The organism is Rhodothermus bifroesti, assembly GCF_017908595.1.
GTDB lineage: Bacteria > Bacteroidota > Rhodothermia > Rhodothermales > Rhodothermaceae > Rhodothermus > Rhodothermus bifroesti.
The window spans coordinates 464,050-486,022 of the sequence record NZ_JAGKTL010000002.1; the positions used below are offsets into that span (position 1 = coordinate 464,050).

Annotated in this window: 19 protein-coding genes; 12 read left to right on the forward strand and 7 right to left on the reverse strand. The window is 53.2% G+C overall.

Going from position 1 to position 21,973, the window contains the following annotated elements; genetic code table 11:
• The first annotated feature begins 1 nt into the window (after nt 1).
• Nucleotides 2–439, forward strand: a complete 438-nt coding sequence (locus J8E65_RS05735; protein WP_210374607.1) for a hotdog fold thioesterase — start codon at nt 2–4, stop codon at nt 437–439.
• A gap of 28 nt (nt 440–467) precedes the next feature.
• Nucleotides 468–1,649 (forward strand): lactate 2-monooxygenase, encoded by a 1,182-nt coding sequence (locus J8E65_RS05740; RefSeq protein WP_210374608.1) that lies wholly within the window; start codon nt 468–470, stop codon nt 1,647–1,649.
• A gap of 87 nt (nt 1,650–1,736) precedes the next feature.
• Here J8E65_RS05740 and cas3 read toward each other — a convergent pair whose 3' ends face one another.
• Genes cas3 through cas6 form a run of 6 tightly spaced genes read right to left on the reverse strand, consistent with a single transcriptional unit; the run spans nt 1,737 to nt 8,848 of the window.
• Nucleotides 1,737–4,445: a CRISPR-associated helicase Cas3' gene (gene cas3, locus J8E65_RS05745; RefSeq protein ID WP_210374610.1), complete on the reverse strand. Its 2,709-nt coding sequence runs from the start codon at nt 4,443–4,445 to the stop codon at nt 1,737–1,739.
• Nucleotides 4,438–5,397 carry a type I-B CRISPR-associated protein Cas5b gene (gene cas5b / locus J8E65_RS05750; RefSeq protein WP_210374612.1) on the reverse strand — a complete coding sequence of 320 codons (960 nt, stop codon included), beginning with the start codon at nt 5,395–5,397 and terminating at the stop codon, nt 4,438–4,440. The genes cas3 and cas5b overlap by 8 nt, the downstream gene beginning before the upstream one ends.
• Before the next feature lie 9 nt (nt 5,398–5,406).
• A complete protein-coding gene (cas7i, locus tag J8E65_RS05755; RefSeq protein WP_210374614.1) occupies nt 5,407–6,498 on the reverse strand; it encodes a type I-B CRISPR-associated protein Cas7/Cst2/DevR in 1,092 nt (363 codons plus the stop codon).
• Between the two features lie 17 nt (nt 6,499–6,515).
• Nucleotides 6,516–7,019, reverse strand: a complete 504-nt coding sequence (locus tag J8E65_RS05760) for a hypothetical protein (RefSeq protein WP_210374616.1) — start codon at nt 7,017–7,019, stop codon at nt 6,516–6,518.
• Nucleotides 7,003–8,142, reverse strand: a complete 1,140-nt coding sequence (locus J8E65_RS05765) for a Cas8a1 family CRISPR/Cas system-associated protein (protein ID WP_210374617.1) — start codon at nt 8,140–8,142, stop codon at nt 7,003–7,005. Before J8E65_RS05765 ends, J8E65_RS05760 begins: the two co-directional genes overlap by 17 nt.
• A complete protein-coding gene (gene cas6, locus J8E65_RS05770) occupies nt 8,102–8,848 on the reverse strand; it encodes a CRISPR-associated endoribonuclease Cas6 (RefSeq protein ID WP_210374619.1) in 747 nt (248 codons plus the stop codon). The genes J8E65_RS05765 and cas6 overlap by 41 nt, the downstream gene beginning before the upstream one ends.
• Before the next feature lie 574 nt (nt 8,849–9,422).
• On the opposite strand from cas6, the gene J8E65_RS05775 reads away from it, so the two are divergent.
• From J8E65_RS05775 to J8E65_RS05820, 10 genes are all read left to right on the forward strand, one after another.
• Complete coding sequence (locus J8E65_RS05775; RefSeq protein ID WP_237181694.1) at nt 9,423–10,835, forward strand: flavin-containing monooxygenase; 1,413 nt, start codon at nt 9,423–9,425, stop codon at nt 10,833–10,835.
• A gap of 11 nt (nt 10,836–10,846) precedes the next feature.
• A complete protein-coding gene (locus J8E65_RS05780; protein WP_210374627.1) occupies nt 10,847–11,647 on the forward strand; it encodes an SDR family NAD(P)-dependent oxidoreductase in 801 nt (266 codons plus the stop codon).
• Nucleotides 11,648–11,709: 62 nt separating this feature from the next.
• Nucleotides 11,710–13,215, forward strand: coding sequence for an asparagine--tRNA ligase (locus tag J8E65_RS05785; RefSeq protein WP_210374629.1), 1,506 nt, complete (start codon nt 11,710–11,712; stop codon nt 13,213–13,215).
• A 71-nt stretch (nt 13,216–13,286) separates the two neighbouring features.
• Complete coding sequence (locus J8E65_RS05790) at nt 13,287–14,009, forward strand: SIMPL domain-containing protein (RefSeq protein WP_210374631.1); 723 nt, start codon at nt 13,287–13,289, stop codon at nt 14,007–14,009.
• Nucleotides 14,010–14,158: 149 nt separating this feature from the next.
• Nucleotides 14,159–14,701, forward strand: a complete 543-nt coding sequence (locus tag J8E65_RS05795) for a hypothetical protein (protein ID WP_210374633.1) — start codon at nt 14,159–14,161, stop codon at nt 14,699–14,701.
• Between the two features lie 67 nt (nt 14,702–14,768).
• Entirely contained in the window at nt 14,769–16,640 is a 1,872-nt protein-coding gene (gene secD, locus J8E65_RS05800; RefSeq protein ID WP_210374634.1) for a protein translocase subunit SecD, read from the forward strand.
• A 19-nt stretch (nt 16,641–16,659) separates the two neighbouring features.
• The gene (gene secF, locus J8E65_RS05805) at nt 16,660–17,580 is read left to right on the forward strand and encodes a protein translocase subunit SecF (RefSeq protein ID WP_210374641.1); all 921 of its coding nucleotides are present in this window, start codon (nt 16,660–16,662) and stop codon (nt 17,578–17,580) included.
• A 24-nt stretch (nt 17,581–17,604) separates the two neighbouring features.
• Nucleotides 17,605–17,976, forward strand: coding sequence for an STAS domain-containing protein (locus J8E65_RS05810; RefSeq protein ID WP_210374643.1), 372 nt, complete (start codon nt 17,605–17,607; stop codon nt 17,974–17,976).
• Between the two features lie 87 nt (nt 17,977–18,063).
• Nucleotides 18,064–19,365: an adenylosuccinate synthase gene (locus J8E65_RS05815; protein WP_210374645.1), complete on the forward strand. Its 1,302-nt coding sequence runs from the start codon at nt 18,064–18,066 to the stop codon at nt 19,363–19,365.
• Nucleotides 19,366–19,464: 99 nt separating this feature from the next.
• Nucleotides 19,465–20,802, forward strand: a complete 1,338-nt coding sequence (locus J8E65_RS05820; protein ID WP_210374647.1) for a sensor histidine kinase — start codon at nt 19,465–19,467, stop codon at nt 20,800–20,802.
• Nucleotides 20,803–20,807: 5 nt separating this feature from the next.
• Here the strand turns inward: J8E65_RS05820 and J8E65_RS05825 are convergent, their stop codons facing one another.
• Entirely contained in the window at nt 20,808–21,971 is a 1,164-nt protein-coding gene (locus tag J8E65_RS05825; RefSeq protein ID WP_210374649.1) for a hypothetical protein, read from the reverse strand.
• Between the last annotated feature and the right edge of the window lie 2 nt (nt 21,972–21,973).

The window sequence follows — 21,973 nt, forward strand, 5'->3', positions numbered from 1 at the left end:
TATGCCTGGGACCGCAATCTGGAAACGGCCAGCTACGCTAGAAGACTTAAACCGAATGACCGAGGGCAATATGCTGGGCCATTTGGGCATTCGGTTCATCGAGATCGGCGACGACTATCTGGTTGCCACAATGCCTGTAGATGGCCGCACGCAGCAACCCTTCGGATTGTTGCATGGTGGAGCCTCGGTGGCTCTAGCAGAGTCGATGGGGAGTGTAGGCTCTCAGCTATGCTTGGATTCTGACCAGCTCTTCTGCGTAGGGCTAGAGATCAACGCCAACCATATCCGTGCAGTCCGCTCGGGACAAGTAAAAGGTGTAGCGCGGCCGCTGCACATCGGGCGGCGTACGCAGGTGTGGGATATCCGCATCTATGACGCGCAAGAGCGTCTGGTGTGCATCAGCCGTTTGACGCTGGCTGTGCTGCCCTACCCGGAATAGCTATCTAATCATTAAAACGCAAAGCATCATGACACAAGATGCCTTGGGTTTGGCAACTTCGCCTGGCATGCAGCGCCAGCTCCAGATTTATCTGGGTGGGCTGGCGGGGAAAAAGCCAGCGTTTCCGGTCGCTATTGAGGCGTTAGAGGATCAGGCGCGCGCGGCGCTTCGGCCAGAGGCTGCCGCGTATCTGTTCGGGGGCGCTGGTGGTGAAGAGACCCTTCAGGCCAATCGTGCAGCCTTTCGCCGTTGGCAACTGGTGCCCCGCATGCTTCGGGGAGTAGGCCGGCGCGATCTAAGCGTAGTGCTATTGGGCCGGCGCTTGCCAGCACCTGTGCTACTGGCACCTATCGGCGTGCAGCGCATCCTACATGCTGAAGGTGAGTTGGCCGTGGCTAGGGCAGCGGCTCAAGTAGGTTTGCCCTTTGTGCTAAGCACGGTTTCCTCTTATCCCTTGGAAGCCGTGGCGGACGTGATGGGTGCGGCACCGCGTTGGTTTCAGCTCTACTGGGGACGCGACCCGGAGCTGACCCTCAGTCTAATACACCGGGCCGAAGCCGCTGGCTATGAGGCCCTGGTTGTTACGCTCGACACGACGCTCCTGGCTTGGCGCGAGCGGGACCTAGAGCACGCCTACCTACCGTTTCTTTACGGCGAAGGACTAGCAAATTACTTTACAGATCCTGTTTTCCGCAGCCGCCTCGACGAACCACCCGAAGCCAACCCCACGGGAGCCATCTTGACCTTTGCCCGAATATTTTCGCATCCTGACTTGACGTGGGATGACCTGGCTTTTCTCAAAGAAAATACCCGATTGCCGATCCTGCTTAAGGGTATTCTGCACCCAGAGGATGCACGCCGCGCTGCCGAGGCGGGCGTGGCAGGTGTTATTGTATCTAACCATGGTGGCCGCCAGTTGGATGGGGCTATTGCAGCACTAGATGCGCTGCCGGCAGTGGTCGATGCCGTAGGGGACCGCCTGTTGGTCCTGTTTGATAGCGGCATTCGACGGGCTGCCGATGTGCTCAAAGCAAAGGCTTTAGGCGCTCAAGCCGTGCTGCTGGGGCGACCCTACGCTTGCGGACTGGCCGTCGGCGGCGAGGCCGGTGTGCGTTTCGTACTGGAAAACCTGTTGGCCGAGCTGGATCTGGCTTTGGGCCTTGTCGGCTGCAGAAACTGGGAGGAGGTGCAGCCAGAAATCCTGCAGTAACATCGGAATTGTGCCATAACGAGTCTACAGACCGCCTGAGAAGTGGCAAGGTTCAAATCGGCTCAGCCTCGGCGAACATCTCGCCCTTCAAAGGATTGCAGCATCGTTGTAGCCCCATGGTGCTCCGACAATGATCCCTTGCTCGTGGTTGTACTCATATTCTGCGAAATAGATATCCCGACACCAGCGAAGCAGGCGCCTCCTTTGTGTGTCTTCTAGATCCGAAAGATCTCTAACCCACCCCTCAACTGACTGCTGCTTGGCCCTGCCTGGAAGAGACACAACAAACTTGGAAAGCACTTCCCTCTTGAAGGAAGTGTAAAGCCGCTTTTCATTGAGGCTATGACTCTTAAGAAATTCCCGGATAGCATTTGAGAAATCTTCCTTCCGCTTCTCTGGGATTACAGAGACTGTGTAGATCTCCCTGAACATCTTTTGTGCGTCTTTGAGCCGATCCGACATGTAGCCGGCATCAAGAATATCCTTAGCCTGCCTAAACTTTACTAAGTAGTCATGCTCATCGGGAAGGTCATAAAGCTTCTTAACCAGGTCAAACTTGTCATATTCAGAGAGGGTTACCTTGAAGCCATCTAAAGACACCTGCTGTTCAGTCTCTGGAAACATACTGAGGTCGTTTCCTTTGCTCCCTCTGCGGCTACGCGACTTAGATTGCGAAGACTGTGAGGGAGAAAAGACTTCTTTGAGCACAGAATCTATACGCTCCTGCGCATTCTTCTTATTTATCTTAGATAACCATTCTTTATAGTTTTCTTCCTGAGAGGGATTACCAGCTTCATCCTTGTTTTTTTGCTTCAAAGAAAGGTCATAAAAGAGCTTAATGCTTAGAAGTACTAAGTCTAAGTCATACACATAATGCCTTCCAGAGTGAAGTCCCTGCTTGAAAATCCAGATATACACATTGGGGTTTTCTTCCCCCGGTTTAGGGATCTTTTCAGGATCTACGGAGGGGCCATACCTTCTCCAAACGCGCCCCATTCTTTGGACCAGCGCGTCCAGAGGCGCTATTTCCGTAAATAGCACATCGGCATCCATATCCAGAGAGGCTTCAACCACCTGTGTCGCTACTAAAATCTTCCCCTCACGCTCACCATCGGGTTTGGGATTGCGAAATTCTTCCATCAGCTTTTGTTCTTTTTCCTCGCGATCCTGCTGGGTAAACTGTGAGTGTAATAACCAGAGCTTATTTCCAAGACTTTGGTAGCATGCTTTACTCTCCATTAACTTTTTCAACCGCTGAAAAATATCCTGTGCCTGCTTCACGGTATTAGCAATAACAAGCACACGATTACCCTCTTTTGCTTTCTGCAGAACCGCCTCAAGCTTATCTTCAGGAACGGTAAAATCGGACTTACCCCCAGAATCGGAGTCGCCAATCAGCTCCACCTCAATGAAATGTTTTTTGAATTGCTTTAGTTCCTGTTTTCTTTCCTCATATAAGTTATGTTCGTTGTATTGCTCTTCACCGATAGCTCTATCTATCTCCTCTCTAACAAACTTTGGAAGCGTCGCCGTCATGAGGAGAAACTTGCCCCCCATCCGGACCACATCTTCCATAAACTTGACGATAATAGCTGCGGCCCGAGGGTCGTAGGCCTGCACTTCATCAATGACGAGCCTGGAGTAAGAAAAGGTTGCATAGATCTTCTCATACCCTGGCGGCCGTAAGGCGTACGGGAAGAACTGGTCACCAGTAGACACTAACACCGGATAAGCAAGCTGTCGGGCCAGATCGTAGGATTTCAGGCTCGCCTGCGCTTCGCCACCATCTCCCAGGAGGTACACATCGGCATCAGAATGAAGCAGCCCCACTTTGTCATCGCCGAAAATCCTTTTAGCACGCTCAAATATCTGATTTACCGCTGCCCGGAGAGGTAATGTGTAGAAAAATTTCTCTCCGCTCGCCCACAAGAACGCAAACTCTGTTTTCCCATAACCGGTTGGAGCTACAAGGATGACGTTCTTGTCCTGAAGTCCCTCCAGGGCCTGCAGTTGCCAGATCTGCCCGTTAGGGGGCTCGCCGATTTTAGCTTTGACCTTTTCCTTGACCTTCTCAGACGCTACATTAGGCACCTCTGGGGGAGAGTCCTCACCTTCTTCCTCACAGAACGACGCAAAGTGGTCCGAGCGCATCAGAAAGCCAGAGATGAGGACCCAGTCTATTAACTTGCTATCGTCAATCGCCGCCCGCTTCGGTAGCCAGTAGAGCTGATACGGCGGAGAAGCATATTCCGAAAAGGGGACGCCCCTCTTCAACCCCTTCGCCATCTCTACGTTAAAGTCAATGAGATCCTGCCAGTCCCCCTCAAGTTGCCGAATCTCTTCTTTTAGATTCTCTTGAAGTTTTTTCCTAACCCCTTCTCTCTGCAGTTCCTCACAAAGCTCTCTGAGTTTTTGGTTAGGTGAACTGATCCATTCAGAGAATCCCTCCCTCCAATGATGGTAAGCCACAGCGGAAAGGACGAACCTCACATAGGTATTTTCAATTCTCTCCCGCAGTTTTTCTGAGTTGATCCAAAGGACAGAAAATAACGAATGAGGGACATGATGATAAGGAGGGTAAGGCTCATAGTCCTTCTTTCCCAAGGTCCTAATCTGGAAGGCTGGCAGGACTTTCCCCAGATCATGGCAGACGATTGCAATCCGGATAACCTCGCTCAGATCCTTCACCTTGCTGCTCAACTTTTCGAAAACACGCAGCACATCTCTGGTGTGCTCCGCAAGTGAGACCGGCTGGCTACCCCCGCTCGCACGGCTTTTAGCCCAAATCCTACTCATGGCTCTGTCTTTCATCGGAAAGAAAAGGCTTACTACCCGAAGGATCCTCTCCCATATTTTGCTTATGATCTGCCCCAAAGTCCGCAAGAAAGATTGGAAGCCCCAGTTTTTCATCGTAAAGAAACCTACAGCCTGTGATTAGACCGTCGTTCAGCTTAGCCCGAATATATTCAAAAACGCGCTGGCCATGGCGATTCAAGGTCTGCTCATAATCCACCACCGTCCAAAAAGTGGGGACATTGTACAGCAGTCCCTGGGCTTTTGTGTAGGGATCGGCTTCTGTGCTTTCTGAGGCGCCCGTAAATATCCTCTCAGGAATCCAAAAGAAATGCCGGAAATTTGCATCCACCCTTTGCACACGGAAGTTCGATTCCGATTTTTCCTCCTCTTGCATTTGGCTTTTTCCTTCGGTGTTCGATAGCGCAGATACTTCGGATACCTCCTCTATCACGATCCAGTCCTCAGCTCGGCCGAGATGGAGAACCTCAAGCCTGCGCACAGGGTTTTCCAAGGAAGACCGGATATGCTCCAAAAAGGCTTTTTTCTCATGCGCCAGATAAATGACGAGCCTGACTTCATTGAGGATATCCATAGACACAGGGGATTGTCCCCCGATATGCTCCACATGTCCTCCCACGCTTCGGTTCTCCGCGTATCCGAAGCGTCTTATATGGGAAGCCGTGGAGAGATTGCGAAACCAAACATACTCGGTCGTCTTGCTTTCAAAGCTGCCCGCAATGGAGATTTTGATCTTCTTTAGCTCATCGTAGAGGATCACGGGCTCATCACGGAGATTTTCCTGTTTTTTCGGGTCATCAATTCCCAAGACGTTACATAGGAAGCCGATTACGGTGGAATAGGGTGGAATCGGATAGGTATGCCGCCGCTGGTAGGTGAAAGGTACACGGTAATGTGCCTGGGGTTGATAGATACGGAGCCGAAGCACATGCATTTTCCCCTCTCAATCTTTGAGACCAATCTTTTCTAAAAAGCTCTCCCAATTGTCTCTATTCATTTTTAGCGTATCATCAACTTTCAATCTTTCGCAGTCCTGGATATAAACAATGGGATCATTTTCTTCTTTCTCTATCCAACTATTTTTCAACGCGTCAGTAATGCCAATCACTTTCAACCTGCCATCCTCTTTACGAAGATCAATATATGGATGGAGCACAGGGGAAGGTACCTTAACCGCCGCCGCAATGAGGAAGAGGGGAACGATCGTATTCGCCTCGCCACTGGATTGGGAGTAAAGACCGTTTTTAATGGCTTTGAGTATATCCCTAACCCTCTTTCTTTTTTTTACGTCGGAAACTCTAAAGGTGATCTGAAATTTTCCTCCCAATTGGGTCCACTCTATTGTTCCCCCGTCTGTTCCCATGTGGTCTCTAAGCTTCCATAAATTTGGACCATTGGGTGTACCAGATAGCTTTTTCTCATCGTTGGCCGAGATTTTAATGCGTAGCTCACCATTTTGAGGTTTGGGCTCCTCTTCAAGAATCCACACGTCCTGTCCCAGAACTTTCGTATCAATAGTAAAGCTCAACTTGTAGTACGAACTATGTTCCTCTTTGTTGTAGATGTTAGGCATAATCTCAGTGCCCCCCGTATCTCTTCCTCGCTTCACTAGGTCGTGATTCGCATAGAAGGCGAGATCGGCTTCATATGGGGCTAAAGAGATCGCTTTGGTGATCCCAAGTGGAGCCTTTCGCGTTAGGGAGCGCTCGCCTTCAATCGTGAACATATAACCAAAGACATCCAGTTCCGGGTAGGTAATGATATCTGCTAGTCCAAGATTAAATTGTAAAGTTTTATTCTCTCCCGAGCCACGTTCAATTACTGGCGCAGGCTTCCATGCTTCGGGATCTTTCATGTGGAGGGTCTGAAACAGATAATGCCTGATTGCAGGCTTTCCGATGAAGGAGCGGACTTCGCCGTTCACATTGAGCTTCTTGATCGAAAGAATGTTACCCCCGATCTTCTCGTCTCGGTTGAGTGCTGCCCCCTCAAAAATAATGGTGACGGTGACATTCTTGATAGTGTTAGTATTCATAGCTGCCTCCTTTTTTATTACTCAGATTCTTGCTCTTTTCCTAAAATGCCGCTAAGAAACGAGAACAGAAAGACCCTGAAAAGTGTATCAGAATAGACAGGCTTAAACGCCTCCACCAGATGCGCCGGAAACTCCCGCTTGGCCGAGACAAAGATACGCAGAATAGCATGAAAAGCCTCATCCCGCTTCCCTGCCCGCACAAGCTCTAATATCCGGTATCCCTGACGGTCAAAAGCCTCTTTGAGGACCCGGTCTTGCTTCAAACGAAAGCCGGTCCGCTTCAAATGCTCCACAAGGTCGGAAGCGTTCCAGCCGGCTACCTGGCAATACAGATTATTGAGTTCTTTCTCGTCCCTACGCTGCTCTACAGCCCACTGGAGCAGCTCTTGAAGCCTGCGATTGAGCTTCCTTAGCTCGTCGTAAGCCTCGCGAAATTGCTCAACCTTAGGTTCACCCTCTCTCAACTGTTTTCCAAGCTCCTGGAGTTTTTCCCCTAATCTTACTTCAGGCAAAGCTGGCATACTCATATGTGCTTCTCCTTTTTTGCTTTTCTTCAATGAGAGCGAGCAGATCAAAAATCTGCTCGGCTACCTTAGCAGGATTCTTCCTATTTCTATCAAGTCTCAAATTCTGATTGACAAATTTCTCTTCCGATTCCTGCCATTCCGTATCCTTAAGTCCTATGCGCAAGAGGCGGTACCCCAGCTCCATCAGGCGAGAGAAATCCTGATTGAGCACGAGGTTCAAGATAGAGAACTCTCCGATTTGGCTGAGGAGCGAAGCAATGCGGCGGTCTGCAAGGAGCTGAATGACCCCGTACGGTAGGCTGAAGAACTCGATCTTGACGTGCTTCTTTTCGTCTATCCAATATTCGCGTCGGCTCACCACCTCAATATTCATCCCCGTCCAGACGCCGAGCGTCGTTTGTATCTTCGTGGCGTATTCGATCACAGACATCGCCAGGATCTCTCTTTTCGCTCGCGCTTCTGCAAGCGAGGTTGCGCCGAAAGCCTCCCGAGCAAACTTGTTCAGATAGTACATCACCTTGAACGACGGGGCATTAATGAAGATTTCCGAACTGTCGGAGAGCTGGGTAAGGGCAATGTGGTGACACATAAGTATGAACTCACACTTGGGGCACACAAAATCTCTAGCAGAATTATTCCAATACATGTTACTAAATGATTTTTCTGAGCCAAGCAAGATGTTTCCAAAGGCTTGATTTAAAAACGTGGCATCAGACTTTTTAATTTTCATTTTTACCGTACAGAAAACGCATGAAAATATGGGAGAAGATTGTCTTGTTTTCGCCCCTTTTGTATCTCCCCCAATCAGCACATTAATTCGCTTTTTAATAGAACTCTCGGTTTGATTTGCATAATATGCATCTTTCCAACCATAAACCAAACTGGTGCCTTTTTTCGAACGCGGAGACAAGTTCGCCCATCTATCAAATATCTGGTCGACATCTTTTGTGATCGTTATATGCACGCTTCCATCGTCGATGAGGAATTTTTCAACTTGCTCACCAAGCTCTTCCAATACTATCAGCAGTCCAACCACTCCTGCATTATACAACCAGTTCGACGGATACAAAGTAATCTTACTCATGGGCACCTCCCTGGAAAGCAGGCTGTTCTCCATAAGGGCCTTGGCGCACGAGCTCGAGCATCCCGAATCCTTGGCTGCGGCGGACGCCCAGGCCAATATCATAGATAAGATTGAGCACCGCAGGGCTCCCGCGCAGCTCAAATACACCCACAAACCCTTGCATAGCCATGTTGTAATGGCGGACGACCTTGCGCCTGAATTGGATCGGGTTGAACTCTATCGAGACATCCGCTTTACCCAAAAAAACGCGTGCAGCCTCCTTGACGGCAAACTTAAGCCCTTCATCAAATCCTTCCTCTCTTGGCAACAGGTACCAATCGGCATTACCCTTGTTGTTGACAAGCACAGGCGCCATCGTCTTAAAAATTGCCGATTCTTCTTGAATGAATACCCGACGTTCAAGGTTGATACGCTCGACTAAGAGCGTATTATTAAACAGTGGATGGGTCTGTAGTGCAAGCAGGCCATTATACACCGAAACCCCTAATTCCTTTGAGGATGTCGAGAAGTGAACAATGGCTTTTTCTCCTATAACAAACGAATCGCCATCACGTCCTTTAAGTCCTGGGAAATACACGGAAAAGGTAAAGGGCTTCAGCACGTGTAATCCGTAGTAATATCTGTCAAAAACGCGTGGGCTCGTGCGTCGGATGGCTTCTTTGATAAGGGACGCGAATCCTCGTCGATACTCTAAGGGTAGGGTATTACGCGATAGCGTACATGAAATCTCAAGGCGCATACCGTAATGCTTTATCAAGCGGCATTCCCTAAACTGTATTTGGATATCCAATCTCAACTATATGTTTTGCGGTCCCTTTTGTCAAGTTGTATCTTTAATGTATCCGAGTCTAGGGCTTAGATCCATTGATTTGTCTGCACCAGATAATCTTGAACCATTCCTTGAGGCTAGCCTCGCAGCCTACCTATAGGAGCTATGGCAGGCTAAATAAGTGAGCAAAACACAAACGCCCAGCTCGCGAGGGCTCAAAAATTTCGATACAGAGCGATGGAGCCATATGCAACGGATCTCCTCGCTTCTATCATGAATGTTAGAGGTAGGGGACCTAACCAGTACGTCGTGAACTGGGCTCGCAAACCGGCTGGTTTGGTTTTGTATCAGTCGGGAAGGTGAGGCATAGAGGGAGTAGCTTGTTAGGAAGTCCTTCGCATGGGAAACAACAGACCCCGGCCACATGGACCTGCGCTAACCTGGTAATTTTATGGAAGGCTGAAGGCTATAGCCACCAAAAAATTCGTGTTCCTCGGGGCAAAACTGCTTTGTGGGGTGCTTCTTTTGAATCTTTTTGGAAGTTATGTTTGTGTCTGAGCGCTATTCTGAAGGGCATCGCTTCCCGGGAATGGCTCCCTATGAAAGCGAAAAGCCGCTATCCTGCGTCGAGAAAGCCTGCATCATTGGTGCTGGGCCGTCGGGTCTGGTGGCGGCCAAGGTGCTCTACCAACGCGGCATCCCATTCGATGGCTTTGAGAAAGGCTCCGATATAGGCGGGCTTTGGCGCTACGAAAACGACAGCGGACTTTCCCCAGCTTACGCCTCTTTGCATACCAACACCTCAAAAGCAAAGACGGCATTTTCGGATTTTCCGATGCCTGAGGATTATCCCGATTTTCCTTCTCATGCGCAGCTGCTGGCCTATCTTGAGCAGTATACGGCGCATTTTGGATTCCGAGACCGCTTTACTTTTTGCACCGAAGTGGTACGCGTCGCGCCCGTAGGGGATGGGACCTACCGCGTTACCGTGCGCCACTGCAAAACAAGCGAAAGCCAAACCCATCGCTATGGCGCGGTGCTCGTATGCAGCGGCCACCACTGGTACCCTAACTGGCCAAACCTCCCGGGCAAGTTCGACGGCGAAGTGATGCATTCACGGGACTACCGGAAGCCCGACGTCTTCCAAGGCAAACGCGTACTTATTGTCGGTATAGGCAACTCGGCCTGCGATATCGCCTGTGAAGCTGTAGGCTATGCTCAAGCCGTCTGGCTCTCAACGCGTCGCGGCGCGCACGTTATCCCCAAATACCTGCTGAGGCGACCCCTCGACACGTGGCTGACCCCGCTTACGGCACGCTTGCCACTGCCAGTGCAACGCCTGCTTTTTCGAGGGCTGGTCTACCTAACCCAGGGCAGCCAAAAGCGCTACGGTTTCCCCATGCCCAATTATCCCCTCGGCGCTGAACATCCGACCATCTCTAGTGAGTTGCTTTCGTTGGTTAAGGACGGAAAAATTCGCGTCAAACCGGACGTTCAGCAGCTTGAGGGGCGCTACGTCCGGTTTACGGACGGCTCGGTCGAAGAAATTGACCTGATCCTCTATGCTACTGGCTATCAGGTCGCTTTTCCTTTTTTTGATGCCGCTTTTCTGCAGGTGCACGATAACTATTTTCCACGCTACATGCACGTTGTTTCGCCTGACCATCCCAATGTGTACTTTATCGGACTTGTGCAGCCTTTGGGTGCTATCATGCCGCTGGCCGAAGCCCAAGCCGAATGGGTGGCCGATTTACTAGAGGGAAAAGCAGGGCTGCCTCCCCGAGAAATGATGTGGCGTTGGATTCAGAAAGAAGAGGCCTGGCGCTTAAGGCGTTTTGTGCCTTCTAAGCGCCATGCGTTAGAAGTAGACTTTTATCGCTATATGCGCCAGCTGCGCCGGGAACGCCAACAAGGCCGGCGCTACCCTCCACGCCAAGCGTTGCCCCGTTTCACCTAGCTTGAAAAGTTATGATGCTGCCAGGACAAACCGTTTTACTCACTGGAGCTGCACGGGGGATTGGTCAGGCGACAGCCCTCCTTCTAGCCCAGCATGGCGCCGACATCATAGGGGTAGATCTAAAAGACAGCGACATGGATGAAACGGCCCAGCAGGTCGCTGCTCTGGGACGGCGTTTTGTGGCACTCGAAGGCGATATCGGGGATCTAGAAGATATCCGCCGACTGGTTCGCGAAGCGATTGCTGCAGGAGGCTTTTCCATCTTGGTCAACAATGCCGGCGTACTCCCTAGCGGGCCATTTGCCGAGATCGATTTTGCCGTGTGGGCCCGCACGCTTGCCGTTGATCTTACAGGACTGATGGCGCTCACGCACGCTGCGTTGCCTCACCTGCTTTCGAAGCCGCAGGCGCATATTGTAAACCTTGCCAGCATTGCAGGGAAGTTTGGCGTCTCAGGCCTAGTAGCCTACTGTGCGGCTAAGCATGGGGTTGTGGGATTTTCGCAGGCGCTCCGGTTTGAGCTGCGTCACACGCACGTAGGCGTCAGTTGCATTTGCCCTACCATGGTGCAGACGCGCCTGATTGAAGGGGTTCGGCGCTCACCTTTAGTGCCGCTAGCCCAGCCCAAAGAGGTAGCCCAAGCCATTGTCCGTGCCATTCAGCACAATTTGCCCGAAGTATTTGTCCCCGGTCGCATGCGGTTACTAGCCGGTGTGTTACCGGCTGCCTTTCCTCCGCTTTTTCGGTGGCTTGTCCACCACGATGCAGCTGCTGATGGGTGGTTGGAAGCCCGGAGGCCGCTGCCTGCATAGAAAAACCCCTGTTTGCGCGTATAAGCGCAGTACGAATCGCAAAGATTTATGGAGGCAAAACGATGCAGTTGCCATTTCAATACATCGAAGCGTTGCCGCGCTACGTTGGGCAATCCGTCACGCTCAAAGGCTGGCTCTTTAATAAACGCAGCTCTAAGGGGCTGCATTTTCTGATTCTGCGTGATGGCACAGGGCTGGTGCAATGCGTTGTCGCTCAGGACAAAGTCGACGCTGCTTCCTGGCAAGCTGCTGAAGCCGCGACACAGGAGTGTGCGCTGGAGGTGACAGGCGTAGTCGTGCAGGATGAGCGCCAGATTGGAGGGCACGAGGTGCAGGTGTGCAGCGTACGTCTGCTCAGCCCTTCAGAAAACTATCCCATCACGCCCAAGCCTCATGGTATCGAGTTTTTGATGGACCATCGCCACCTTTGGCTGCGCAGCCGGCGGCCTTGGGCCATTTTGCGCATCCGCAATCGTGTGGTATGGGCCATTCACACGTTCTTTCAGGAGCGCGGCTTTCTGCAGCTCGATGCGCCAATTCTAACGGGCAATGCCGTTGAGGGTACCACGACCTTGTTTGAAATCGACTACTTTGGTGAAAAAGCTTATCTGAGCCAGAGCGGCCAGCTCTATGCCGAAGCGATGGCCATGGCTTTTGGAAAGGTCTACACCTTTGGTCCGACGTTTCGTGCCGAGAAATCCAAAACCCGTCGACACCTGACCGAATTCTGGATGGTTGAGCCGGAAATGGCTTTTTACGATCTGGAAATGAACATGGCGCTGGCCGAAGAGCTGGTCGTGCATATTGTGCAAGAGGTCTTGCGCTCCTGCCGGATGGAGTTGGAAATGCTAGGGCGCGACGTTGCAGCGCTTGAGCGGGTACAGGCGCCGTTTCCACGGCTGACGTATACAGAAGCGGTTGAACTCCTGCGCAGCGACGAAACAGCCCGGCTGATCCAAGCGCGTATCGAGGCCCTTAAGGAAGAGCAGCGCCAGCTTGAAGCTGAAAAAGTCGAAAATCGTCGCCGTTACGGTCAGGCTAAACAAGCTGAAAAGCGCCGCATCGATGCCCGCGAGATCGAAATCAACCAACGGCTCGAAGACATCGAAAAAGAGTTGGAAAACTTGCCGTTGTGGGAAGCGTCTGCCCGCCATTTCCAATGGGGCAACGACTTTGGCAATAGCGACGAGACAGTGCTGACGTGGCACTTCGACCGGCCGATCATTGTGCACCGCTTCCCGGCTGCTGTCAAGGCGTTTTATATGAAGCGCGATCCGGAAGACGACCGATTGGCCCTGGGCATGGACGTTCTGGCTCCCGAAGGCTACGGCGAAATTATTGGCGGCGGTCAACGTGCCGATGACTTAGCTTTCCTAGAAGCGCAGCTTGAAGCGCATGGCCTGCCGCGACAGGCCTTCGAGTGGTACTTAGACCTTCGGCGCTACGGATCGGTACCTCACAGCGGTTTTGGGCTTGGGCTTGAGCGAACAGTAGCCTGGATCTGCGGCGTGCACCACGTGCGCGAAACGATACCCTTCCCGCGTCTGTTAGGCCGCCTGACACCCTGAGTGCAGCGCCAGACGCGAATCGCAGGGGAGGTGTCGTTACTTTAACAGAGTCTAAACCAACGGAGACAGCCATGCGCCATGTCTATGCTGCTTTAAGCTGCATGCTCCTAAGCTTTGCAAGCCAAGCCCAAGTTGTACGCCTTGGTTCTGAAGAACTCGGCGTGCCTACCATCACCGTGCAGGGAGAAGGCCTAGTGCGCGTTTTGCCAGATAAGGCTACGGTGCGTTTTGCCGTGGTCACGCGCGATGCCAATCCGGAGCGGGCGCGGCAACGCAACGAAGAAGCTGCACGTAATGCCCTGAACGCGCTGCGTGCGCTGGGCATTGAGGAACGCAACTTGTTCCTAGAAGCCCTTACCCTGCAACCCGTGCGTGAATACGATCCGCAACGCCAGCGTTGGGAAGAGCGGGGCTATGAGGTGCAGCGACAGGTGCGTGCAGAGCTTACCCAACTGGACCTGCTTCCAGAAGCCGTGATGCGTGTGGTGCAGCAGGGAGCCAATCGCCTATTGGGCGTGCACTACGATGTGTCCACACGGGCCCAAGTGCAAATGAAGGCGCTGCAGGAAGCTGTGCGCAATGCGCAGGACAAAGCTCGCCAGATGCTGGCTGTGCTGGGCAAAGACGTTGGTGATCCTATTCGCATTCACGAGCAAAGCCTGGAATTTCCCCGTCCGATGTGGACAGAGGCTGCAATGCTCCGTACGACAGCAGCTGACGCAACGCCGGAAGCCTATGCTGCTGGCGAGATCGAAGTGCGGGCACGGGTCGAGGTGATTTTTGCCCTTCGTTGAAGGCAACCTTCGTTTGGTGGGATTCTTACCAAGCGGCTTGCTTGTAAAAAGCAGGCAGAGGATAATGGTTTTTGCGAAACCCTCAACCCGGGCCGTTGACCTAGGCAGTAGGGGGGTGTAAATTGTTTCGCCTGTAAAGGTGGTGTTTTATGGAGCGGCTACGATCGGCATCTGTAATTCGACGGATAAGCCCCCTCCTTGTGGCGGGGATGCTGGCCAGTGCTGTGCCATTGCCTTGGCCAGGGAAAGTAGCCGCCTATGTCTCCTGGTTGGAGCGTCAGCTGCGCGGGCCAGAAGGAGCGGTAGCACTTCGCGTGGGATTACCTGAAATGCAGCGGGGTAGCGTAGGATCGCTCGAGGCTTTTGTGGAGCTGTTTGTTACCGCTTGTGAACGTGAAGGACTAGGCCTTTTGTTGCGACGGGCGTTGGCCTTACCAGAGCACACGCCAACGCGTGAGCTCGTGGCGCGCCTGTTGGGTCCTGCAGCGCGCATGACCACTGAAAGCATTCAGGGGCCTTTGCTACAAGCTGCTCCTCTAATGCCTGTAGGCGCTGTAGCGAAAGCCTTTGCGTTCATTGCTGCTGAAAGCGGACTGCTTTCGGTAAACCATTCTGTCTTGCTGGTCTTTACGCATGCCATTGCTTTAGGCGTCTCTTATCTTGTTGGCTCAATCTGCCTGCGAGGGCCGTAGAGGCACGTGTTTTTTCCAGGTGCTATGGGTGTAGCGTTACAAGGCTGTTTAACCTACAGAAAATCCGATGAAACGCAACGGGTTTAAAATAGGCATTACGCTGGCGCTTTTGCTCCTGTGCGGTTACTACCTGTATCCAACGGTCCGTTATGCGCTGTTGCAGCGAAAAATCAACCAAATGCCTCCTGAGGAGCGGGCGCGTTTTATTGAAGCCAACTACGGGACCATTCAAAGTCTGCGCGAAAAGTCCCTAAAGCTGGGGCTAGACCTGCAAGGGGGGATGCATGTGGCGCTGGAAGTGCGTGTCGATGCGCTGCTGCGGGAATTAGCGACGGATGTGGACGAAACGTTCGAAGAGGTGCTGGCTGCAGCCCGTGAGCAGGCACGGCTGGGGAACGTGTCGATTATCGATGCTTTTGTGGCCGAATTTGAGCGGCGCGATCCGAATGCACGGCTTTCGCGCTATTTCCGCAACCCGGACGCGGGCATTACCCGTAGGTCCTCAAATGAAGAAGTGGCTGCTTATCTGCGGCAGCAGGCAGACGAAGCTGTCAACCGAGCTATTGCTATTGTGCGCGATCGCGTTGACCGCTATGGTGTAACAGAGCCTGCAATCCAAAAGCAAGGTACGCGGCGCATTGTCGTAGAATTGCCTGGTGTAGATGATCCGGAACGGGTGCGGCGTTTGCTTCGAGGAACCGCGCGCCTGGAGTTTCGCCTGATGGCTGAGCCGCAGTTGCTGGCAGCCGCATTGCAAGAAATTATCGCGTTCTACGAACCAGATACCACGGCGCAGGCTACAGCCTCAGCTGCCGATACAGCCCGTACGGCCGATACCTCGCTGACCGCACTCTTAGGCGAGCCGGCCCAGACCACCGCCCGTCCGCAAAACCCCTTGCTTGCGGTGCTGCAGCCTGTAGGCCAAGGGGTGGTGTTTGGCGCTGTAGCTGGACCTGATACGGCCGCCGTGAATCGCATGCTCAGTCGGCCAGAAGTGCGGGCTTTGCTTCCCCCGGGCGTAACGCTTCTGTACACGGCCAATCCCGTAGGTACCGATGCCCAAGGCCGACCGGTGTACTACCTGCTAGGCGTACGTCAGGAAGTAGAGCTCACGGGGGAGGTGATTACCGACGCCCGCGTCGATTTTGACGAGCTCAACCGCCCCCAGGTCTCTATGACCATGAACTCCGAAGGTGCGCGCATCTGGGCTCGCCTGACCGGGGCTAACGTTGGCAAGCATATTGCCATTGTACTTGACAACGTTGTGTATTCCTACCCTGTCGTTAATGAACGCATTCCCAGCGGCCGCTCTTCCATTACTGGCCTAGCCTCACAAGAAGAAGCCCAAGACATCGTAACGGTGCTTAAGTCAGGTGCCCTACCGGCCCCAGTGGATATTGTGGAAGAGCGAACCGTAGGGCCTAGCCTGGGAGAGGCTTCCATTCGTGCTGGGTTGCGCTCGACGCTCATCGGGTTACTGGTCGTCGCGTTGTTTATGATCTTTTATTACCGAACGGCCGGCATGATTGCCGATCTGGCATTGGTGCTGAATCTCATCTTCATTCTGGGCATCCTGGCTGCTTTTAATGCAACGCTGACGCTGCCCGGCATTGCGGGTATTGTGCTGACCATTGGCATGGCGATCGACGCAAACGTGCTGATCTTTGAGCGTATGCGGGAAGAGCTGGCAACCGGAAAGACCTTCCGGGCTGCACTGGATTTGGGGTATTCAAAGGCCTTGAGCGCCATCTTTGACGGCAACATCACTACTTTCTTTACCGGCGTTATTCTTTACTCGTTTGGCATTGGACCGATTCAAGGATTTGCCGTAACGCTGATGGCCGGTATTGCTGCTTCACTGTTTAGCGCGCTTGTGGTCACGCGCATTGTGTTTGACTATCTGGTGTTAGAGCGAAAGCTTCTGGTTAGCGTAGGCTGAAATAAATGGGACTGCAACCATGCGTATATTCGAAAACACCCACTTTCCTTTTGTTAAACACAGGAAAAAGGCTTATGTCTTTTCCGGTGCCTTGATGTTGCTGAGCGTAGTGTCGCTGATGACGCGTGGGCTGGAGTTGGGCATTGACTTTACTGGGGGCATGGAGCTTGTCGTAAGCGGCGCTAGTGCCCCAGGGGCTACGGCCGTACGTGAGGCGCTGACCCCTGCGTTGGGCAGTGAGCCTGAGGTCAAAACGTTTGGTGAGAGCGACCTGCTGATTCGCGTAGCCGCCGAGGGCGAGATTACTGAGGTTCAACAACGCATCATAGAAACCATTCGGCAGCGGTTTCCGGGAACGCAACCTGCAATCGTGCAAACCGACGTTGTAGGGCCACGCTTTGCCGAAGATTTGAAGCAGGCGGCGTTGTACTCGGTACTGGGGGCGATGCTGGTCATCTTTGTCTATATCCTCATTCGTTTTGAGTGGCGGTTTGGTCTGGGTGCGGTAGTAGCGCTGTTTCATGACATCCTCATTACGCTAGGGCTTTTTTCTTTCCTGCATGGATGGCTTCCGTTTTCGCTGGCCATCGATCAGACCATCATCGCTGCATTTTTGACGATTGCAGGCTATTCGGTAAACGATACGGTCATCGTGTTCGACCGCATTCGGGAGTATACCACAATCTTTAAGACCACGCCTTTTGAGGAGGTTGTCGATCGCTCTATTAACGCCACCCTAAGCCGTACAATCATTACTTCTGGCTCAACCTTGCTGGTCATTCTAGTTCTGTTTATATTCGGTGGAGAGGTGCTTAAAGGATTTACATTTGCATTGCTTGTGGGCATTGGTATTGGGACGTATTCGTCAATTTTTGTGGCGTCTCCCATTGTCATCGAACTCAAACGGGCGCGGCGGCAGCGACTGGCTGTAGCCCGGTAAAACCGTATCTAAACAGGTAAAGCTATGAATTTCTCCATCGAAGAGCGTTACAACGCGGTAGTCGTCACGCTGAAAGGCAATGTGATGGGCGGGCCAGATGGCGTGAGTCTGCATGAACGCATTCATGAACTTATCCGCGAGGGAAAGAAAAACGTGGTGGTGGATTTGTCGAAGGTGAAGTTCATGAATTCGAGTGGGTTGGGCATGCTCATCAGCGCGATGACTTCGCTACGCAATGCTGGTGGCGACCTACGCCTGGCTAACGTAGCCGACCGTATTCAGTCGCTGCTTATTATTACCCGTTTAATTACGGTTTTTAAGCACTACGAATCGGTAGAGGAGGCCGTAAAAAGCTTTGAAACGGATCCTCCGGTTCCTGTCGCGCAAACAACCTGAACCGTTGCGCATATTGCAATGTTTTAAAGGCGACGGCTGCGCCGTCGCCTTTGCCATGTTTCATCGCTTTAGCTAACGCAGAAAACCATGCCGGTAACGGTTGTCATTGGAAGCCAGTGGGGCGACGAAGGAAAAGGGAAGATTGTGGACCTGCTTAGCCAAGAGGTCGACATTGTGGCCCGCTATCAGGGTGGGGCTAATGCAGGTCATACGATTTGCTGGGGCAATCAGACATTTGTATTACACTTAGTCCCGAGCGGCATTTTTCACGAAGGTGTCACCTGCGTGATTGGCAATGGTGTGGTGCTCGATCCGGTTGCCCTTCTGGAAGAAATTCGCATGATCCGGGCGTTGGGCTACGAGGTCGAAGGGCGATTGCTCATCTCCCATAACGCCCACCTAATCATGCCCTACCATCGCAAGTTGGAAGAGGCGCGCGAGCGTTTTCGCGAAGCCGATGCCATCGGCACCACAGGGCGGGGCATCGGCCCGGCCTATATGGACAAGTTTGCTCGCACGGGCATCCGGGTGGTCGATTTGCTGGACCGCGATGTGCTGCGCAAAAAGCTGAAGCAGGCTATCGAGGAAAAAAATGCGATCCTGCGCGAAGTCTACAAAGCTGAGGCGCTGGATGTCGACGCGATCATCGAAGAGTACGTCGAGTTTGATAAGCTTATTGATCCTTATGTGACCGATACTTCAGAGTACTTAAACCGAGCCCTGCGGGAAGGTAAGCACGTCTTGGCCGAGGGAGCGCAAGGATCGTTGTTGGATGTGGACTTTGGCACCTATCCGTACGTCACCTCCAGCCATCCTACCGTAGGGGGATGCTGCACCGGACTGGGAATCCCGCCTACCGAAATCCGCCGCATCATCGGTATCGTGAAAGCTTATTGCACGCGTGTGGGCAACGGACCATTTCCTACGGAGCAAAACAATGAAATTGGCGAGCGGCTACGTAGCATTGGGCACGAGTACGGGGCTACGACAGGACGCCCACGCCGCTGCGGTTGGCTCGATCTGGTGGCGCTGCGCTATTCGGCCATGATCAACGGCTTTACTGAACTGGCCATTACAAAGCTGGACGTGCTTACAGGCTTTGAGGAGCTCCCGGTTTGCACGCGCTATCGCTACAATGGCAAACTGAGCCAGCGCTTTCCCAGTGAAGCCCACACCTTGGAAAAAGTCGAACCCCTGTACGACGTGCTGCCTGGCTGGCAGGAGGATATTGCCGGTGCTCGTCGGTTTGATGAGCTGCCCGAAGCTGCGCAACGCTACCTGCAGTTTATCGCTCACTATACCGGCGTGGATATTCACTTGATTTCAACTGGTCCAAAGCGCGAGCAAACCATCTGGGACGGCCGCGCCATCGTTGCAGCCTCTGCATAAAGCCGTAACGGTTGAACCCTAGCTACCCCTTTGGGGTGGAACAGGCGCTTCCCTATAGACGAGGCGCCTGTTTTTTGTTCACCTAATGCGGATGATGCCATGAAGGCTTACCGCCTTTCGGTCAATTTAAAACTCGGATTGGTTATTGCTGCTGTAGCCATAGCCGTGGCTTCGGTAGCCTATACCAACTGGCTAGCCAACCAACTGCGCGCGCGCGAGCAATTTTTGGTACGGCTTTGGGCTGCTGCCCAAGAACAATTGGCTTCTGCTGAGCACATTAATCCTTATCTTGATGTTTTTCAAGATCTTGAGCATCAGATCGATGTCGTAGGGGAACGGAATCCGGCGCAGAAGGCTCGCTATCGCGAAGCGTTGGCTTGGGCGCGCAGCATGCCTCCTGCATTTGAGCTCACGTTAGCTAGCGAGATTGTCTTAGAGGGGGCTTTCGATATTCCGGCGATCATTACGGATTCAAGCGGGCAGCAGCCGCTTTTCTGGCGCAATGTACCGGTGCCCGAGGTGCTGACCGGGCTTTCACGACGCGATTCGGCCAAGGCACAAGCCCGCCTGGCGCAGCTGGTGGCCGAGATGGATCGGGTGCACGCTCCGATTCCGATTCGCTTGCGCTTTGGGGAGGCGGCGTTGGTCCAACAGGTGCACTATGGCGAGTCGCGTTTGGTGCGGCAGCTTCGCATTTTTCCCTACATCCAACTTTTCATTGTCGGTCTGTTCATTCTGGTAGGGTATTTGGGGTTTTCGTATGTGCGGCGTAGCGAGCAGCGTAGCTTGTGGGTGGGGATGGCTAAGGAAGCTGCACACCAGCTTGGCACACCCCTTTCAAGTCTCATGGGCTGGATTGAATGGCTGCGCAGCGATAGCCTGACCGCTGTGCAGCAGCGTGAGGCCTTGGACGAGATTGAAAAAGACATCGACCGGCTTCGGCGCGTGGCGCAGCGTTTTTCTGAGATCGGTTCTCTGCCGCGCCTAGAGCGGCAGCCACTGGCGCCTGTATTGCAGGCTACTGCCGACTACATCCGCCGCCGAATGCCCAGCCTAGGTAAGCAGGTTGCACTTGTGGTTGAAGCCCCTGAAGGGCTCGAGCTTCCGCTAAATGCGGAGCTTTTCGAATGGGTCATTGAGAACCTGCTTAAAAACGCCCTAGATGCTATTGAGGGACCGCAGGGTGAGATTACCGTACGCGCCTATGCCCAGGGCCGCGTGGTCCATATCGACGTGCGCGACACCGGCAAAGGCATCGAGCGGCGGCAATGGAAGCATATTTTTCGTCCTGGCTATAGCACCAAAAAGCGGGGTTGGGGCCTAGGGTTAAGTCTGGCTAAGCGCATCGTAGAAGATTATCACGGCGGCACCATTGCGCTGGTGCACTCTAAGCCTGGCCAGGGTTCGACGTTTCGTATTACGTTGCCGCTGCGCTAAGTCTCTTAGGAAGGAAGGGCAATGCGCTCACGGAGGGCAGCTGCGTCACTTTCGGTGATGGCTACATAGATGTCGTCTCGGTAGCGCCAGATGAGCACTTGCTGGCGTCCCAAGACGTGCAGATCGAAGTACTGTTCTGGTTCAATTTGGCGCAGCACATCCGAGCTTAGGTGCAGGCGGTCTCGATAGCGGTCCAATAGGGCGTAGGTGTAGAGGTAGATCCAGAGCGGTTTTCCCGTAATATGGTCTTCAAAGATCAATACAGGCACTTCAAGTCCAGGGGTAAGCCTAGCCATGGCGATCCCCTGAAGGCGTGCCCCAGCAATGTCGGGGACCGAAACACGCCAGGCTAGCGTCTCCTGCAAGTAGCGCTCGGCGTCGGCTGCTTGACTGACCGGGTGGGTTACGCGCAGTGAAGGGGCTATTTCAGCGGAGCGTCGGATGAGGTCAGCCCCGCGCGAGCTCGCAGGCGTAGCTTCGGGGGGTCTGGTGCTTAGCCAGGCTGCCCAGCCTAGCGAGCCGGCCAAGAGCACAATGGCTACGGCTACCAAGGTGCGTAACCCTCGCTGCCGTATTTTCCGAGGGGGCGGCGGTGACCGGTGCAACAGCTGAGCGATTTCGGTGCGCAGAGAAGTTGGCGGTGAAGCCAACATGCGTTCTAGCGTTTGTCGAAGGTGTGTTTTAAGCAGCGCCTCTGAAAGCCCAAACTCCAGCAGCGCGTACTGTCCAGGCGTAAGCGTACGGTGCAGCGCGGACTGAAGTGCTGCTTGTGCTTGCGTGTATCCTGTTTGGGGTTGCCCAAGCAAAGCAGCGGCTTCTTCAGGCGATAGGCCCATACAGTCGCACAGGTAGAGCCACAACCGATCTTTCGTTGAAAGCAGTGCCAGTGCCGCAGGTAAGGCACGGCTAAGCAGCGATTCGGCCACTTCTTGCTCAAAGGCTACGGTTGGCTTGGTTGGTGTTTCGAGCAACTGCTGGTGGTGCAGCAGACGTTTAATGAGCCATTGACGCACTTGGGCAGGGTCTAGAGGGGTTTCTGCAGCTTCCTGATAGATCGCCAAGAGCAGTCGTGCAGCTTGTTGTGGATCGGGCTGTAAAAGCAGCGCCAGACGGTAGGCTTCGTCCAGGTGCTTGAGCAGAGCCGAAAAGCAGGTTTCTAAAGCGGCCATGG

What these genes read in the sequence shown, in the direction of transcription:
- J8E65_RS05740 (WP_210374608.1), top strand. Translation starts at nt 468, where the DNA reads ATGACACAAGATGCCTTGGGTTTGGCAACTTCGCCTGGCATGCAGCGC.
- J8E65_RS05810 (WP_210374643.1), top strand. Translation starts at nt 17,605, where the DNA reads ATGAATTTCTCCATCGAAGAGCGTTACAACGCGGTAGTCGTCACGCTG.
- J8E65_RS05790 (WP_210374631.1), top strand. Translation starts at nt 13,287, where the DNA reads ATGCGCCATGTCTATGCTGCTTTAAGCTGCATGCTCCTAAGCTTTGCA.
- cas3 (WP_210374610.1), bottom strand. Translation starts at nt 4,445, where the DNA reads ATGAGTAGGATTTGGGCTAAAAGCCGTGCGAGCGGGGGTAGCCAGCCG.
- cas7i (WP_210374614.1), bottom strand. Translation starts at nt 6,498, where the DNA reads ATGAATACTAACACTATCAAGAATGTCACCGTCACCATTATTTTTGAG.
- J8E65_RS05780 (WP_210374627.1), top strand. Translation starts at nt 10,847, where the DNA reads ATGATGCTGCCAGGACAAACCGTTTTACTCACTGGAGCTGCACGGGGG.
- J8E65_RS05775 (WP_237181694.1), top strand. Translation starts at nt 9,423, where the DNA reads ATGTTTGTGTCTGAGCGCTATTCTGAAGGGCATCGCTTCCCGGGAATG.
- secD (WP_210374634.1), top strand. Translation starts at nt 14,769, where the DNA reads ATGAAACGCAACGGGTTTAAAATAGGCATTACGCTGGCGCTTTTGCTC.
- cas6 (WP_210374619.1), bottom strand. Translation starts at nt 8,848, where the DNA reads ATGCGCCTTGAGATTTCATGTACGCTATCGCGTAATACCCTACCCTTA.
- J8E65_RS05815 (WP_210374645.1), top strand. Translation starts at nt 18,064, where the DNA reads ATGCCGGTAACGGTTGTCATTGGAAGCCAGTGGGGCGACGAAGGAAAA.
- J8E65_RS05735 (WP_210374607.1), top strand. Translation starts at nt 2, where the DNA reads ATGCCTGGGACCGCAATCTGGAAACGGCCAGCTACGCTAGAAGACTTA.
- J8E65_RS05820 (WP_210374647.1), top strand. Translation starts at nt 19,465, where the DNA reads ATGAAGGCTTACCGCCTTTCGGTCAATTTAAAACTCGGATTGGTTATT.
- J8E65_RS05825 (WP_210374649.1), bottom strand. Translation starts at nt 21,971, where the DNA reads ATGGCCGCTTTAGAAACCTGCTTTTCGGCTCTGCTCAAGCACCTGGAC.
- J8E65_RS05760 (WP_210374616.1), bottom strand. Translation starts at nt 7,019, where the DNA reads ATGCCAGCTTTGCCTGAAGTAAGATTAGGGGAAAAACTCCAGGAGCTT.
- J8E65_RS05785 (WP_210374629.1), top strand. Translation starts at nt 11,710, where the DNA reads ATGCAGTTGCCATTTCAATACATCGAAGCGTTGCCGCGCTACGTTGGG.
- J8E65_RS05795 (WP_210374633.1), top strand. Translation starts at nt 14,159, where the DNA reads ATGGAGCGGCTACGATCGGCATCTGTAATTCGACGGATAAGCCCCCTC.
- J8E65_RS05765 (WP_210374617.1), bottom strand. Translation starts at nt 8,142, where the DNA reads ATGGAGAACAGCCTGCTTTCCAGGGAGGTGCCCATGAGTAAGATTACT.
- cas5b (WP_210374612.1), bottom strand. Translation starts at nt 5,397, where the DNA reads ATGCATGTGCTTCGGCTCCGTATCTATCAACCCCAGGCACATTACCGT.
- secF (WP_210374641.1), top strand. Translation starts at nt 16,660, where the DNA reads ATGCGTATATTCGAAAACACCCACTTTCCTTTTGTTAAACACAGGAAA.